This window comes from Hymenobacter arcticus, from assembly GCF_054779975.1.
This window is the reverse complement of record NZ_BAAGXF010000013.1, coordinates 15,727-30,470: the sequence shown is the minus strand read 5'-3', so window position 1 is coordinate 30,470 and position 14,744 is coordinate 15,727. Positions and strand designations below refer to the sequence as shown.

General features: G+C 61.0%; 14 protein-coding genes. 6 read left to right on the top strand and 8 right to left on the bottom strand.

Going from position 1 to position 14,744, the window contains the following annotated elements; genetic code table 11:
• Positions 1 to 104: 104 nt before the first annotated feature.
• From ACYVGC_RS18665 to ACYVGC_RS18655, 3 genes are all read left to right on the top strand, one after another.
• Positions 105 to 443 (top strand): YbaB/EbfC family nucleoid-associated protein, encoded by a 339-nt coding sequence (locus ACYVGC_RS18665; RefSeq protein ID WP_460585371.1) that lies wholly within the window; start codon positions 105 to 107, stop codon positions 441 to 443.
• Positions 444 to 552: 109 nt separating this feature from the next.
• A complete protein-coding gene (locus tag ACYVGC_RS18660) occupies positions 553 to 1,563 on the top strand; it encodes a glycosyltransferase family 2 protein (protein WP_460585370.1) in 1,011 nt (336 codons plus the stop codon).
• 68 nt (positions 1,564 to 1,631) lie between these two features.
• Complete coding sequence (locus ACYVGC_RS18655; RefSeq protein WP_460585369.1) at positions 1,632 to 2,216, top strand: hypothetical protein; 585 nt, start codon at positions 1,632 to 1,634, stop codon at positions 2,214 to 2,216.
• Between the two features lie 39 nt (positions 2,217 to 2,255).
• On the opposite strand, the gene ACYVGC_RS18650 is transcribed toward ACYVGC_RS18655, so the two are convergent.
• A complete protein-coding gene (locus ACYVGC_RS18650) occupies positions 2,256 to 2,474 on the bottom strand; it encodes a PspC domain-containing protein (RefSeq protein WP_460585368.1) in 219 nt (72 codons plus the stop codon).
• Between the two features lie 144 nt (positions 2,475 to 2,618).
• On the opposite strand from ACYVGC_RS18650, the gene ACYVGC_RS18645 reads away from it, so the two are divergent.
• Together ACYVGC_RS18645 and ACYVGC_RS18640 are read left to right on the top strand one after the other, a co-directional pair.
• Complete coding sequence (locus ACYVGC_RS18645) at positions 2,619 to 4,433, top strand: tetratricopeptide repeat protein (RefSeq protein WP_460585367.1); 1,815 nt, start codon at positions 2,619 to 2,621, stop codon at positions 4,431 to 4,433.
• 137 nt (positions 4,434 to 4,570) lie between these two features.
• Positions 4,571 to 5,554 (top strand): pyruvate dehydrogenase complex E1 component subunit beta, encoded by a 984-nt coding sequence (locus tag ACYVGC_RS18640; RefSeq protein ID WP_460585366.1) that lies wholly within the window; start codon positions 4,571 to 4,573, stop codon positions 5,552 to 5,554.
• A gap of 134 nt (positions 5,555 to 5,688) precedes the next feature.
• Here the strand turns inward: ACYVGC_RS18640 and ACYVGC_RS18635 are convergent, their stop codons facing one another.
• The 5 genes from ACYVGC_RS18635 to ACYVGC_RS18615 form a co-directional block, all read right to left on the bottom strand.
• Positions 5,689 to 6,168, bottom strand: a complete 480-nt coding sequence (locus ACYVGC_RS18635) for a phasin family protein (RefSeq protein ID WP_460585365.1) — start codon at positions 6,166 to 6,168, stop codon at positions 5,689 to 5,691.
• Between the two features lie 151 nt (positions 6,169 to 6,319).
• Positions 6,320 to 7,495 carry a lysophospholipid acyltransferase family protein gene (locus ACYVGC_RS18630; protein WP_460585364.1) on the bottom strand — a complete coding sequence of 392 codons (1,176 nt, stop codon included), beginning with the start codon at positions 7,493 to 7,495 and terminating at the stop codon, positions 6,320 to 6,322.
• Between the two features lie 110 nt (positions 7,496 to 7,605).
• Positions 7,606 to 8,913, bottom strand: coding sequence for an aspartyl protease family protein (locus tag ACYVGC_RS18625; RefSeq protein WP_460585363.1), 1,308 nt, complete (start codon positions 8,911 to 8,913; stop codon positions 7,606 to 7,608).
• Positions 8,914 to 9,038: 125 nt separating this feature from the next.
• Positions 9,039 to 10,106 carry an o-succinylbenzoate synthase gene (locus ACYVGC_RS18620; RefSeq protein WP_460585362.1) on the bottom strand — a complete coding sequence of 356 codons (1,068 nt, stop codon included), beginning with the start codon at positions 10,104 to 10,106 and terminating at the stop codon, positions 9,039 to 9,041.
• A 26-nt stretch (positions 10,107 to 10,132) separates the two neighbouring features.
• Complete coding sequence (locus ACYVGC_RS18615) at positions 10,133 to 10,408, bottom strand: KGG domain-containing protein (protein WP_460585361.1); 276 nt, start codon at positions 10,406 to 10,408, stop codon at positions 10,133 to 10,135.
• Between the two features lie 229 nt (positions 10,409 to 10,637).
• Here ACYVGC_RS18615 and egtB point away from each other — a divergent pair, with 229 nt between their 5' ends.
• Positions 10,638 to 11,987 carry an ergothioneine biosynthesis protein EgtB gene (gene egtB / locus ACYVGC_RS18610; RefSeq protein ID WP_460585360.1) on the top strand — a complete coding sequence of 450 codons (1,350 nt, stop codon included), beginning with the start codon at positions 10,638 to 10,640 and terminating at the stop codon, positions 11,985 to 11,987.
• A gap of 146 nt (positions 11,988 to 12,133) precedes the next feature.
• Here egtB and ACYVGC_RS18605 read toward each other — a convergent pair whose 3' ends face one another.
• A complete protein-coding gene (locus ACYVGC_RS18605) occupies positions 12,134 to 12,715 on the bottom strand; it encodes an LOG family protein (RefSeq protein WP_460585359.1) in 582 nt (193 codons plus the stop codon).
• Between the two features lie 151 nt (positions 12,716 to 12,866).
• Complete coding sequence (gene argS, locus ACYVGC_RS18600) at positions 12,867 to 14,660, bottom strand: arginine--tRNA ligase (protein WP_460585358.1); 1,794 nt, start codon at positions 14,658 to 14,660, stop codon at positions 12,867 to 12,869.
• Positions 14,661 to 14,744: the final 84 nt, after the last annotated feature.

Here is a 14,744-nt window from a genome sequence, read left to right as displayed (position 1 = left end):
GGCCTGGGTTGCCCCTGGCAGCCGCCCGCCCACTTGGGGCGGGGCCGGCACAATCCTTTCTCAACCATTTTCCGGCGCGCCGGAAACTACTATTCTTTACGACTATGGCATTCGACATGATGGGCATGATGGGTAAGGTGAAGGAGCTGCAAGACAAAATGCAGTCCGCCCAGGCGCAGCTTCAGCACATTACCGCCACTGGCGAGGCGGGCGGCGGCTTGGTAAAAGCCACCGTCAACGGCCACCGCATCCTCGTGAAACTCGAAATCGACCCTTCGCTGCTCACGCCCGAAGACCGCGAAATGCTGCCCGACCTCGTGATTGCCGCCGTAAATAAGGCTTCGGAAGCCGCCGCCGAGCAAGCGCGCCAAGAGCTTCAGCGCCAGACCAGTGGCTTGATGCCTAACATCCCCGGCCTCGACCTGAGCAACTTTGGCAGCTGAGAATTTGAATTCAGGATTGGGAAGGAAGAAGGACGAATTACCCCCGGGAGATACTTCGGGAAATTCATCCTTCCTGCTTCCCAATTCCCAATTAAGCCCCGCATCCGATGTGGCCATTGTGATTCTCAATTACAACGGCGAGCATTTTTTGCGGCAGTTTTTGCCCGGCGTACTCACCCACGCGGCCGGGGCCCGCGTGGTAGTGGCCGACAATGCCTCCACCGACGACTCGGTGCCGCTGTTGCGCCACGGCTTCCCGGAAGTGGAGTTGCTGCTTTTTGCCGAAAACCTGGGCTTTTGCGAAGGTTACAACCAGGCACTAGCCCAGTTGGATAGCCCATTTTTTGTGCTACTCAACTCCGATGTGGACGTGCAGCCCGGCTGGCTGCCCCCCCTGCGTGAGTTGCTGCTAGCCAACCCCCGCATTGCCGCCGTGCAGCCTAAAATACTGGCTTACAGCGACCCCACGCTGTTTGAGCACGCGGGCGGCGGCGGCGGCTACCTCGACCAGCTGGCGTACCCGTTTTGCCGGGGCCGCCTCTTCGACACCCTCGAAACTGACCACGGCCAGTACGACGACCCACGCCCCGTAGCCTGGGCCAGCGGTGCCTGCTGCCTGGTACGGGCCAGCGCCTGGCGCGAGTTAGGTGGCCTGGAACCGGCCTTTTTTGCCCACATGGAGGAGATTGACTTCTGCTGGCGAGCCCAGAATGCGGGCTACGAAATCTGGTACCACGGCGGGACCCGCGTGCACCACGTGGGCGGCGGCACCCTCCCCAAATCCAGCCCCCGCAAAACCTACCTCAACTTTCGCAACGGGCTGGCGCTATTGTATAAAAACGCGGCTCCCAGCGAGTTATCTAGCGCCTTTACGCTACGCCTGGTGCTCGACTGGGTAGCCGCCTTGCGCTTTTTGCTGGCTGGCAACTGGCCCGAAGCTCAGGCCGTGGGCCGGGCGCATTGGCACTTTTTCCAGAAGTTCGGTTACTGGCGGCAGCGCCGTCGCCTGGCCCAGCCGCGCCTGCTGGTGCGCCAGCGGGCTGGTACCTACGCGGGCAGCCTAGTATGGGCGTACTTTGCGCAGGGTAAGAAGAAATTCTCGCAGCTAATTAACATGTAACTTACTATTTTTCAGTAATTTATAGCAGATACTAACTCCTGATGCGTAAGGTATACCCGGTTTTAATAATGGCGGGACTGCTGGGCTGCTCTTCGCCAGCTACCCAGCAGGCGGCCCAGCCCGCTAAGCCCGTCGCTGCTTCACCGGCCCAGCCCGCTACTGCCCCCGAGTTGGCTGTGAAGGATTACCTGCAATGGTATGCGGCGCACCACGACGAGTTTAATGCCGATTTCATCACGGGTGGTGGCCTGGATAGTACCACATTTTACGCGGTAGACATGTCGGCGGCCGACGACTGGCTGGCCCGACTAAGCCAAAGCAAGCATTTTTCGGCAGCCTATGTGCAGGGTTGGCGCGACTACATCGGCAGCTACGCTGATACACTGCGGCGGCGCCCGCAAAACGATGGTCCACCAGAAGGCTTTAGCTACGACCTGCTGATGCTATCGCAGGAGGCTGACACGCGGCTGGAAGAGCTACAAAAAGGCACTATGCTAACCAGTTACGCCGCCACAAAAGACAGTGCCACCGTGCAGGCCCGCGGCCAGCAGCACGAGGGCTGGCGCGAAGGCCTTGACTTCACCTTGTCTCAAAATCCGGCTGGCAAGTGGCTGATTGACAGCATCGAAGTGCCTACCAACTTGGCGCAGTAGCGCCAAGTTGGCGTGGGTTTTATAGCAGGCTCGGGAGGGCTACAAATCCCACACGGTGCTACGCTGCTGACGCCAGGCCCGGCGGATATTCATCCAGAACACGCCGGCGAAGTACAGCACAATGGGCGAACCAAACGTGAAGAACGAGGCGTACACAAACGAGAGCCGGATGCTGCGCGTGCTGAATCCCCAGCGCTGTCCCAGGGCCGAGCATAGCCCAAAAGACTGGGCCTCGATGAAGTCGGTAAAGCGGTGCATAGGACGAAGGTTTGGGCGGCGCGGTGCAACTTTGCTGGGCTAAGATACAACTTAACCAGCAGCAAACGTTAGGTCGCTTCTTACGTTAAGGCGCGGGCCGGGTTACTGTCCGGCTTATGTTAGCTGCCGTCATTTTTCTTCGTTTTGCATTTATACTCAATAAGTAAGCTCCGCTGGGCGAGCCTGTTCCTGGCCCTGCTGCTCACCGGCTGCTCGCCTCTACCCAAGATGCTGCAAACGGCCGAAACCGGCCGCCGCGTAACCGTGGAGCCCGCGCCACTCACGGCCGTGGGCGAGGCCGTGCCCTTTGAGGCCACTGCCCGCGTGGCGGGTAGCCACCTGCACAAAGGGGCTGTGTATGAGGTGCTGCTTACTTACCAATACGACCACGACCTGCGCCTCGACACGGTGGGCCGCCTCTCGTTTGCCCAAAGTGAATTCACCTACGACGATTCGGTGAAAGGCCGCCTCGTGAGCCGCCGCCGCTTTACCATCCCTAATACGCCGCAGCGCGCGCCGGGCCAGCTCATGGCCCGCGGCCAGGTGCGCGAATTGAAGCCCCACGGCAAGGTGCTGACTGCCAAAACGGCAACGCTTGTGGCCCGCGGCATTGCCGACCCGGCCCGCCGCGTGGTCATCGAGGATACGCTGCTGGCGCTGCTGCCCGAGTCGGCCAGCAATGTGATGAGCGGCACCCGCACGCTGCCGCTTTTCTTTGACCAGGGACAGTGGTTTATCCGCTCGCACCTAGGCACCAACATTGCGGCGCTCGAAGACCTCATCGACCAAAACCAGCACACCCAGCGCGTGCTCATCGCGGCCGGCCACTCGCCCGATTCCACCGATGCCCACCAGCCAGCACTGGCCAGCAAGCGCGTCAAAATGTTGCTCTACTACTACAAGCAGCGTGTGAAAGGCTTTTCGTATCTCAATAAGGTTGAGAATATTAAGTTTGATACCCTAGCCTACCGCAACAGTTGGGAGTTGCTGCTCAACCAGGTACAAAACTCGGTGCTGAAGCCCGCGCAGCAGGATTCGGTGGTGAGCATCATTAACGACACGCGCGGCACGTTTGCCCAGAAGGAAAAGGCGCTGCACAAGCTCAGCTACTTCGATTACCTGGAGGACTACATCTACCCGGTGCTGCGCTGGGGCACGGTGGCCGTAACCTACACCGCGCCAACGCGCTACGACTCGGAGGTATATATTCTGAGCAAGAAGATTTTGGAAAAAGAGGCCGCCCTCGACGCCCTCACGCCCGAGGAACTGCGCTACTCGGCCACCCTTACGCCACTGCTAGCCGAGAAGCAGCGCATTTATGAGCTGGCCGCCGCCAGCACTGCCCGCTGGGAGGCTTTTTACAACCTGGGCACCGTGCTGGCCCTGCGCGCCGAAAAAGAATCGAGCCTGAAGGTGCAGCAGAACTACTACCACCGGGCGGCCGTCAACTTCACGCTGGCCGCCCACCGCCACCCCACGGCCGAGCTGTTTTACCGCGCCGCCTCGGCCCACCACCACGCCCAAGAGCGCCTGGAGGCCCTGCAAGACTACGACTACGCCATTAAGCTGGGGGGGCCGCGCGCTATTCTGCGCAAGGTTTTTTCGGATAAAGCGGCCCTCGAAATTCAGGTAGGTCAGCCCGAGCAGGCACTCACCAGCCTGCGCCTGGCCGGCCCCAGCTACCAAAACTATCTCAACCAAGCCTTGGTACTGGTGCAGAGCGGCGCTTACGATGCCGCCGCCGCCCAGTACCGCCTGGCTCTCGACCTGCGCCCGCAAGCCGCCGCGCCGCACTACGGCCTGGCCGTGGCCGCCGCCCGCCGCCACGACGAAGCCACCCTAGCCACCGAGCTGCGCCAGGCCGTGCAGCTCAACCGCGACCTCGCCACTCAGGCTACCGAAGACCTGGAGTTTCAGGACTACGTGCAGCGCTCAGCGTTTCGGGAGGCACTAAAATAAATTAGGAATTTAGAATGGGGAATGAGGAATTGCTGCCTCATTTTATAGACTGCAATTCTAAATTCCTCATTCCCCATTCTAAATTCCCATTGTAGCTTTGCGTACCGGCCGTGTGCCGGCTTTTGCTAGTCTAATTGATGCGTACCATTCAATTCCGCGAGGCCCTGCGTGAGGCCATGAACGAAGAAATGCGCCGCGACCCCTCCGTTTTTTTGATGGGCGAGGAAGTGGCCGAGTACAATGGTGCCTACAAGGTGAGCCAGGGAATGCTCGACGAGTTTGGGCCTGAGCGCGTGATTGATACGCCGATTGCCGAACTGGGCTTTGCTGGCATCGGAGTGGGCGCGGCCGCCAACGGCCTCAAGCCGATTATCGAGTTTATGACCTTCAACTTCTCGTTGGTGGCCATCGACCAGGTGATTAACTCGGCCGCTAAAATATACTCGATGTCGGGCGGGCAGTACTCCTGCCCCATCGTGTTTCGCGGGCCTACCGGCAACGCCGGCATGCTGTCGTCGCAGCACTCGCAAAACTTCGAGAACTGGTACGCTAACTGCCCCGGCCTCAAGGTAGTAGTACCCTCCAACCCCTACGACGCCAAGGGCTTGCTGAAAGCCTCCATCCGCGACCCCGACCCGGTTATTTTCATGGAGTCGGAGCTGATGTACGGCGACAAAGGCGAGGTGCCCGAAGAAGAGTACATCCTCGAAATCGGCAAGGCTAACATCGTGCGCGAAGGCAAAGACGTGACGCTGGTGAGCTTCGGCAAAATGATGAAGCTGCTTTACACCGCCGCCGACGAGCTGGCCAAAGAAGGCATCTCGGCCGAGGTGATTGACCTGCGCTCGGTGCGGCCCATCGACTACGATACCCTCATTAACTCGGTGAAGAAAACCAACCGCATGGTGGTTATCGAAGAGGCTTGGCCGCTGGCCAGCATCTCGGGCGAGCTGGCCTACATGGTGCAGCGCCGCGCCTTCGACTACCTCGACGCGCCGGTTATCCGCATCACCTGCGCCGACGTGCCCCTGCCCTACGCCCCCACCCTCATCGAAGCGTCGCTGCCCAACGTGGCCCGCATCCTGAAGGCCGTGAAGGAAGTAACCTACGCCAAAGCGTAAGGTAAAACGGAGTGGTACTCCGTTTGTCGCTAGCGCAGATTGTGCAATGACAAACGGAGCACCACTCCGTTTTACATGTTAAAAAGCCCCGCTGCACTACGCAGCGGGGCTTTTTAAATACCAGTAATCATCAGTTAGTCAGTATCTTGCGCGCCATTTGTGGCGGCTGTTTTAGGGGCAGCTTTCTTAGCGGCGCCGGCTTTAGCAGCGGCCGAGTGCTGGGTTTTACCGGCGGCGGCGCTCACTTTATCGGCGGCTTTCTTGACGGTGCCGGCGGCTTGGGCAGTGGCGCTGGTGGTAGGCTTCTTGACCGCGGCGGGCTTGGCAGCCGGCTTAGCGGCGGTTTTGGGCTTGCTGGCGGGGGCGGCTTTCTTGTCGTCGGTGCTGAGACCCACGCGGCTTTTGAGGTCCTCGGTGAGGCCTTTGAACTGCTTTTCGAGGTCGGCGCGCTTGCTCTCGCTGTTCTTGAGCAGGTCGTCCACTATCTTTTTGCCCTCCTGCTCCGAGAGCTTGCTTTCTTTCACCAGCTTCTCGATGGCGGTTTGCATGGCCTTGTTGCCCTGCGAGAGAAAGCCTACGCCGGTGTTGATGAATTTCTTAAACAGGTCGTCCATGAGATTGCCAGAAATTAGAAAGGTGAAGAATTTGAAAGTGAAGGCGTTAAGTCAGAGAGGCAGCGGGTAAGCCACTTGGTAAGTGGCTCGCCAAGCGTAGGCAATTGCCAGGCCTGCCAAACGACCAGCAATATACTTAGCAAGCAAGCTATTACCCCTGCTTTTTACCCAGCTTGTGACCTCGGTAGCCCTTGATAGCCAGCGGTATCCAGCCCAGCACCGGGATGAAGTAGGCCAGTACCAAGGGGTTGCGCCACAGCAGCTTCCAGAACGTGCCGGGGCGGTCGAGCTGCATGTCGAAGTCGCGCTCGCCGTTGGTGACGTAGCGGCGCTCGAACTCGGCGAAGGCGGCGGGCCAGGCAAAGGGCAGGAAAAACGGGAAGTAGCGGCGGTTTTCCTTCATGCGCTGCCACAGCTCGCGCCATTGGTAGGGGTGCTGGCCGTGGGCGGCCACGGCGGCGTCCATCTCCACCTGCATGAGCTGGCGTACCTGCTCGCTCAGCGCCAGGTACTCTTCGCGGGTCAGCTCGTCGTGTTTTTTGGTAGTGAGAGTGCTGGGCCGGATGCGGGTGCCCATCACAAAGGTGAGCTTGGCGGGCAGGGCCAGGTAAAAAATCCAGGGCTGCACCAGCATCAGCAGCAGCAGCAGGGTGATGGGCAAAAACGGGATGCCGATTTTCTTCACCAGCCGGTTTATCCACTCGAAGCTGTAGGCGTAGGGGTCGAGGTACTCGCCGTTGATGCAGTAGAAGGGAATGATGTCGGTGTTATGCAGCAAACTCATGCGCAACATGCTGGTAGCTAGCCGCTGAAACTGGTACTTGCGGTTAAAGCCCTTGCCAATGCCGGCCACGCCCTCGGGGTACAGCATCAGGTTGTGCTCCTGGTAGTACATCATGGTTTCGAAGTTGCGCGTGGTGGCATCCACGCTGCCGCACTTCTTCCAAAAGTCCCGCACCAGGTAGGGGTTCATCAGCGTGGTGGCCGAGAGCATGGGGGCCGAGAGCGGCCGCGGCAGGTCGCGCAGCGAGCCGGTGCGCTGCAGCAAGTGGCGCCACAGGTGCGAGAGCGAAATAATGGCATCCCAGGGGAAAGCCATGCCCGAGTGGTTGGAGGCAAAAATGAGGGGCCGGTCGGGGTTGTTGCGCTCCGGGAAAGGCTCAAAGCCCACCAACTTTGTTCTAAACCATACTCTATCAAGTAGTTGCAGAATATTCTCGTCCAGCGTCTGCGTAAATTCCTCCCGAAAATAATCGCGGTAGATGTGCTGATTAGCCTGAATATCGGGCGGCGGCAGCGTGGCAGAATCGGTGGCGGCGGCGGGCATAAAGCGGGAAGTGAGCGGCCGCGAAAGATAGGGGCAAGGGGCGGGGCAAAAAGTACGGAATTCAGGGCTTGAAGCACCATTTTACCCCGCTCCCACCCCACCCAGCAAGTTCATATCTGGCGCTTGAGCTTCACGCTGACGGGGTGCAGCTCGCCATCGGCCCGGCGCAGCACCAGATACAGCACGCGGCCGTTTTGCGAGTGCAACATGTGGTTGAGGTCGGTCATGGACAGGAAGGAGGTGGGAATGAAGTTGATGCTGACCAGCTCCTCGCCCTCGGCCACGCCGCCGGTGGCGGCCGGCGAGCCGGGCACCACGCGCAGCACCTGGTACTGGCGGTAGTTGGGGCCGGTGGCCAGCAGGTCGAGGCCGCACATATCGTGCTCAAATGGCTCGCCAAGCGCCGTGGTGGGGCGCAGCAGCAGCCGGCTGTGGGGGTAGTCGATAACGGTGGTGAAGCGCTTGAGCACCTCGTAGCCCAGGCTGCCGTGGCGGGCGCGCTCGGTGCCCGAGAGGCGGCTGTGCACCTGGCTCGAATCGGGGAAGGAGGTGAGCACGTGCGACAGGTTGTAGCGCCCCAGCTGCACGGCCGCCACCCGCCCCAGCGACCCGCTAATGAGCCCCGTGAGGCCCCGCCCCAGGTCGGTACGCAGGCGCACCTCAGGCAGCCGTAGGCGCTGGTCGGCCGAGGTTTCGATGCTGAGGGCGTGGCCGGCCCCGGTATCGAGCAGCAGGCGTAGGGCCAGGGGCGCGGCATTGGGGCCGGCACCTAGCTGCTGCACGCCCACCGAGAGGTAGGCCTTATCGTGGTCGAATACCAGCGGCAGGCTAGCCCAGCGCCGGCCCTTGGGAGCCTTGTAGCGGGCGGGGTCGGCGAGTATCAGCTGGTGCTGGTCGGGGTGAATGGTCACCACGAACGAGCGAAACAAATCGCTCCCCATAATGCCGTGGATGGGCATGCCCACGTAGCCCGAAAGGTCAAGCACGTCGCTGCTCAGCACCAGCCAGGTCATGCCGGCCGCTTCGGCCCCGGGCAGGGTTACGCGCACGTTGGTGGCCTCATAGGCGCGCAGCCCGCTATCGGCCCCGCCCACGCCCATCATGCGGTATTCTTCGCCACGGCTCAGGTGCAGCTGGCTGGCCACCTGGGGGTCGGTGATGAGGCTGGTGCCCACCCCCGTATCGAGCAGAAAATTATAGGGCCCCTGCCCATTGAGGCGCACCGCCACGATAACCAGGTTGCGCTGCGAGATGTAGTCGAAGCGCGTTTGGTGCCGTCCGCGGTGGGTGAGGGCGAAGGTGGCTGTCGGCCCCGCCGCTACCTGCGCGCTGGCCGGGCCAAGGCTGGGTAGCCCCACCAGCAACGCCAGTAGCAGCCCGCCAAACCGGCGCCAACCCAATAAGAAACGCGCGCGCATAGCACTTGGTATATTTAGCCGGAGAAAGGCTAAATATACAACGAGTTACGGGCGTTAGCAAGGGGTGATTTGGTGGGGTATTCGGGCGTGGCAAACCGGCCTTCTGCCCGCACTCGAAGTCGTGTTTAAGGCTGGTCCCAGTGACCGGCAGGGTCGTAATACAAGGCCCCGGCCTGGATGGTGAGCGGGGCCGCCAGGTTGTTGTGGTAAAGCTGGCCGGTGCCCAGGCCCTGGGCAAAGCCCGCCACATCGTACTCGCCCGTGAGCTGGGCCACGGCGTTGAGGCCGATATTCGATTCGAGGGCCGAGGTTATCCACCAGGCAATGCCGCGGGCTTCGGCCAGGGCTATCCAGCGGCGGGTGGCGGCGTGGCCGCCCAGCAGCGTGGGCTTGAGCACGAGGTAGGGCGGGCGCACCTCATCGAGCAGCGCCTCCTGGCGGGCGGGGTCGGTAAGGCCAATCAGCTCCTCATCGAGCGCCACCGGAATGGGCGATGTGCGGCACAGCGCCGCCAGCGCCGGCCACTGCCCGGCCGCAATCGGCTGCTCAATGGAGTGAATATCAAATTCGGCCAGCGCCGCCAGCCTGGCTGGGGCCTCAGCGGGCGCAAAGGCCCCGTTGGCATCCACCCGTAGTAGGAGTTGGTCGGGGCCGGCCTCGGCTCGTATTTCAGCCAGCAGGGTCAGTTCGGTGGCAAAGTCGAGGCTGCCAATTTTAACCTTTAGGCAGGCGTAGCCAGCCATTAGTTTCTGGCGAATTTGCTCGCGCATGAAGGCAGCATCACCCATCCACACCAGGCCATTGATGGGCAGGCTAGCCCGCCCCTGGCTAAAACTATTGGGATAGAGCTGATGCCGCCCGCCGCCAGCCAGGTCGAGGACCGCCGTTTCGAGGGCAAAGCGCAGGGAAGGCAGCGAAACCGGCACCAGCGCCGCCGCTTCGGCCGCCGTGAGGGCCCGGTGCTGCGCTTGGTTGAATTGCTGGCAAACTTCTTGCACAATATCCTCAAAATCAAGACTATACTCAGGGCTAAGCCCCGCTAGCGGGGCCGCCTCGCCCCAGCCGGTACTACCGGACCGCTGCGCATCGCGCAGGGCCAGGTAGTACGCTACGTGCTCGGTGAGGGCCCCGCGGGAAGTGCGGGCCGGAAAGTTGAAGCGCAGCGCCCGCCGCTGGTAAGTGAGAGTCAGCATGGGGCAAAGGTGCAGCGCAGAACGACTTACGCCGCGTCGGCAGAGGGCTTTTTAGGACCGCGGCGGCTTATTTGGCCACCTTTGCGGCCGGCAGCGCGGGCCTCCTCCGTAGAGAAGCGGTGGCCCCGGCCACTCTCGTGCGAGGCCCGGCCGCCTTCGCTGGCAATGCGGCGCTGCTGCTCGGGCGACATGGCGGCGAAGCCCCGGCGGCTTTTTTCACCCACGCGCCGGGCGGGGCGCTTGCCGGGCTTAGCGGTAGAAGCGGAATCGTGCTGGTTGGAATTGACACCAATCGTAGGCATATGAAAGGAATTAATGAAAATATATTGAGAAAATTGGGGCGCTGCCGGGTAGCTATTGCTATTGGCTCTGGCAAACTGAAAGAGTTGGCGGTAAATTCCTTGAATTCAGAATTTTCTTGCTATTTTAAAGAATCTGCACTTGCAGCCAGATTGCGCGGCCCCGGTGCAACCCTGAGCCGGGCGGAGCGGTTAAGCGGGTGGGTTAGTTTGCCCATCTACCCGCGCCCTTATGTCTGCTACGTTCTCCCCCCTGCCCTCTCCTATGCTCGCGGCTACTTCGGCGGCGTCCCAGCTGCCAGCCCACTACCAGGCCGTGCGGGCGCAGTCGGTGGCGCTGGTGCAGCCCCTGCTACCCGAAGACACCGTGGTGCAGCCCAACCTCGACGTGAGCCCGCCCAAGTGGCACCTGGCCCACACCACCTGGTTTTGGGAAACGATGCTGCTCAAACCGTTTCTGCCGGGCTACGAGGTATTTCACCCCGATTTTGCCTTCCTGTTCAACTCTTACTACAACTCGCTGGGCTCCAGGGTAAACCGCGCCGACCGTGGCACGCTGTCGCGCCCGCCCCTGGCCGACGTGTACCGCTACCGCACCTACGTGGATGAGCACATGGCTACCTTGCTCAGCCAGCTGGGCGAGATACCCGCCACCGTGACTGAGCTGGTTGAGCTGGGCCTGCACCACGAGCAGCAGCACCAAGAGCTGCTGGCTACCGACATCAAGTATATTCTCAGTACCAACCCCTTAGCCCCGGCATATCTCAGTAGCGAGCAGCTGGCTGGCAGTAGCACGCAAGCGCCAGCCACTGATTTTGCCTCCCCCAGTGCGGCTACGCGGCCGGCGGCCTGGCTGCCAGTGCCGGGTGGCATCTACTCCGTGGGTCACCAGGCCGAGGGCTTTTCGTTTGATAATGAGCTGCCGGTGCACGAGGTGCTGGTAGCGCCGTTTGAGCTGCAAAACCGGCTCGTGACCAATGCCGAGTTCCTGCAATTTATGGAGGCGGGGGGCTACCGGCAGTTCCAGTTTTGGCTAGGCGAGGGCTGGGATTTGGTCAACCGCGAAGAGTGGTCAGCGCCGCTCTATTGGTCGCAAAACGCGGCGGGCCAGTGGCTGCGCTACGGCCCCACCGGCCTGGAGCCATTGAACCCAGCCGCGCCCGTATCGCACATCAGCTTTTACGAGGCCGATGCCTACGCCCAGTGGGCCGGGGCGCGCCTGCTCACCGAAGCCGAGTGGGAGATTGCCGCCCGCCATTTCGGGGCCACGCCCCAGGGCGGCAACTGGCTCGAAACTAACTACTTCGACCCGCAGCCCGTGGCGGCCGATGCGGACCCTACAACCTGTCACCAACTAATGGGCGACTGCTGGGAGTGGACGTATTCGGCTTATCACCCCTACCCCGGCTACCAGCGCGCCGCCGGGGCGCTGGGCGAGTACAACGGCAAGTTTATGCTCAATCAACTGGTGCTACGCGGTGGCTCGTGCGCCACGCCCGAAAGCCACATCCGCCTCACCTACCGCAACTTCTTCCACGCCGATAAACGCTGGCAGTTTACGGGCCTGCGCCTGGCGCGGTAGTATTGCAGGGGGCAGGCGGAAAAAGAACGTCATGCTGAGCTTGTCGAAGCATCTCTACCACGCCGTTGGGGTTAACAATCCAATGGCGTGGTAGAGATGCTTCGACAAGCTCAGCATGACGTTCTTTTTTACTTAAAGTCAACTACTTAGCTATTCTCCGGCGTCAGCCACTTCTCCAGGCGCACGGGCTGGTAGGCTTCCATGGCGTCGAGCAGCGTAGCGGCGTTTACGTTTTGCAGCACTTGGCCGCGGTTTTCCGAGCGTAGGAAAGCCTCGCTACTCATGTGGTCGAGCAGCGCCAGCAGCGCGTCGTAGAAGCCTTGGGTGTTGAGCAGGGCCACGGGCTTGCTATGCAGGCCCAGCTGGCCCCAGGTCAACACTTCAAACAGCTCTTCGAGCGTGCCGAAGCCGCCGGGCATGGCCACGAAGCCATCGGCCAGGTCGGCCATCAGCAGCTTGCGCTGGTGCATGGTTTCGACCACGTGTAGCTCGGTGCAACCCTTGTGCGCCAGCTCCTTATCAGCCAGAAAACCGGGGATAACGCCGATAACCTTGCCGCCTTCGGCCAGCACCGCATCGGCGATAGTGCCCATGAGGCCCACGCAACCGCCACCGTACACGAGTGTGAGGCCGCGGCGGGCCAGTTCGCGGCCCATTTCCTGAGCTTGCTGGGTATAAATTTCCTGGTTGCCGCTGCTGGAGCCACAGTACACTGCTACGCTTTTCATGGTAATACTTGTCAGTTGTCAGTAAGTAAGAACGTCATGCTGAGCTTGCCAAAGCATCTCTACCGCGCCGCCAGGATTACTTAAGTCCAATGGCGCGGTAGAGATGCTTCGATAAGCTCAGCATGACGTTCTTTTTGTATTTGCTGAATCCTTACATGCGCTCGGGCACATCGATGCCGAGCAGGCCGAGGCTGGTTTTAATAGTTTCGGCCGTTTTGGCCGAAAGGGCTACGCGGAAGGACTTTTTCAGCGGGTCAGTCTCCTTCAAAATGGGTACCTCCGTATAGAAGCGGTTGTAGCTCTTCGCCACATCGTAGGCATACTGCGCCACGACGGCGGGCGAGAGCGTGCGGGCCGCCTCAGCCACTACCCCAGCGTAACCAGCCAACTGCTGAACCAGCTCGCCTTCAGTAACTTGCAAGTCACCAAGCTGGCTGAAATCGGTAGTTTCGACTACGCCCGTTTCCTCTGCATCGCGCCGGATTTTAGAAATACGGGCATAGCTGTACTGGATGAACGGCCCGGTATCACCTTCCAAGCGCACTGACTCTTCGGGGTTGAAAAGCATGCGCTTTTTGGGGTCCACTTTCAGCAGGTAGTATTTCAGCGCGCCCAGGCCCAGCGTGTGGTAGAGCTGTTCCAGCTCGTCGTCACTCAGGCCTTCGGTTTTGCCTTTGGCCAGGGTGGCTTCCTTGGCGGCGTCTTCCACTTCTTTTACCAACTCGTCGGCATCGACTACGGTGCCTTCGCGGCTTTTCATTTTGCCCGAAGGCAAATCGACCATGCCATAGCTGAGGTGGTGAATGGCGTCGGCGTAGGGCTTGCCCAGCTTTTTGAGCGTGGCTTGCAGCACCTGCATGTGGTAGTTCTGCTCGTCGGCGATGACGTAGATGCTGCTGTCGTAGCCAAAATCCTGGTACTTGAGCTCGGCCGTACCTAGGTCCTGAGTGATGTACACGCTGGTGCCGTCGGCGCGGAGGAGCAGCTTTTCGTCGAGGCCTTCGGCCTGTAAATCAACCCATACCGAGCCATTTTCCTTCTTGAAGAACACGCCTTTTTGCAGGCCTTCTTCCACCCGCTCCTTGCCCAGCAGGTAGGTGCCCGACTCGTAGTAGAACTTATCGAAATCGACCCCAATATTGGCGTAGGTGGCGTTGAAGCCATCGTAGACCCAGCCGTTCATGCGATGCCAGAGGGCCATCACTTCCTCGTCGCCGGCTTCCCACTGTTGCAGCATTTGCTGGGCTTCGAGCATCAGCGGGGCCTGCTTTTTAGCGATTTCGTTGGCTACGCCTTCGGCTTCGAGCTGCTTGATTTCCTCGCGGTAGTGCTTCTCGAACAGCACGTAGTACTTGCCGGCCAGGTGGTCGCCTTTGAGGCCCGCGCTTTCGGGCGTGGCGCCCTCGCCGAAGCGCTGGTAGGCAATCATCGACTTGCAGATGTGGATGCCGCGGTCGTTCACCAGGTTAGCTTTGGTGACGGTGGCGCCGGTGGCCTTTAGAATCTCGGCCACGCTGTAACCCAGGAAGTTATTGCGCAAGTGGCCCAGATGCAGGGGCTTGTTGGTGTTGGGCGACGAGTACTCGACCACCACGCGCTGCGGGCCACCGGTAGGCACGGGCGTGCCGGCCGGCTGGCGGTAGAGGTTGCCAAAAATCTGGAGCCACTCGGCATCGGCAATTTCGAGGTTCAGGAAGCCTTTTACCACGTTGTAGCCGCGCACGGCGGGCGCATGGGCCTTCAGCCACTCGCCGAGGGCCTGACCGATTTGCTCGGGGCCTTTGCCAAACGCCTTGGTGAGCGGAAACGTGACGAGGGTGAAGCTGCCGGCAAAGTCCTTGCGCGTGGGCTGAAGCACGAGGCTGGCGGCGGGAATATCCTGACCAAAAACGGCCTGAGCGGCCGCTTGCAGGGCGGTTTTGAGAGTCTGTTCTAGCTGTTGCACGCCGGCAAAGGTACGGCGGGGCCCGGCGCAGCAAACCGCGGATTTTGCCGGTACCGCGGCTACGAGCGGAACGCAGCCCCGACT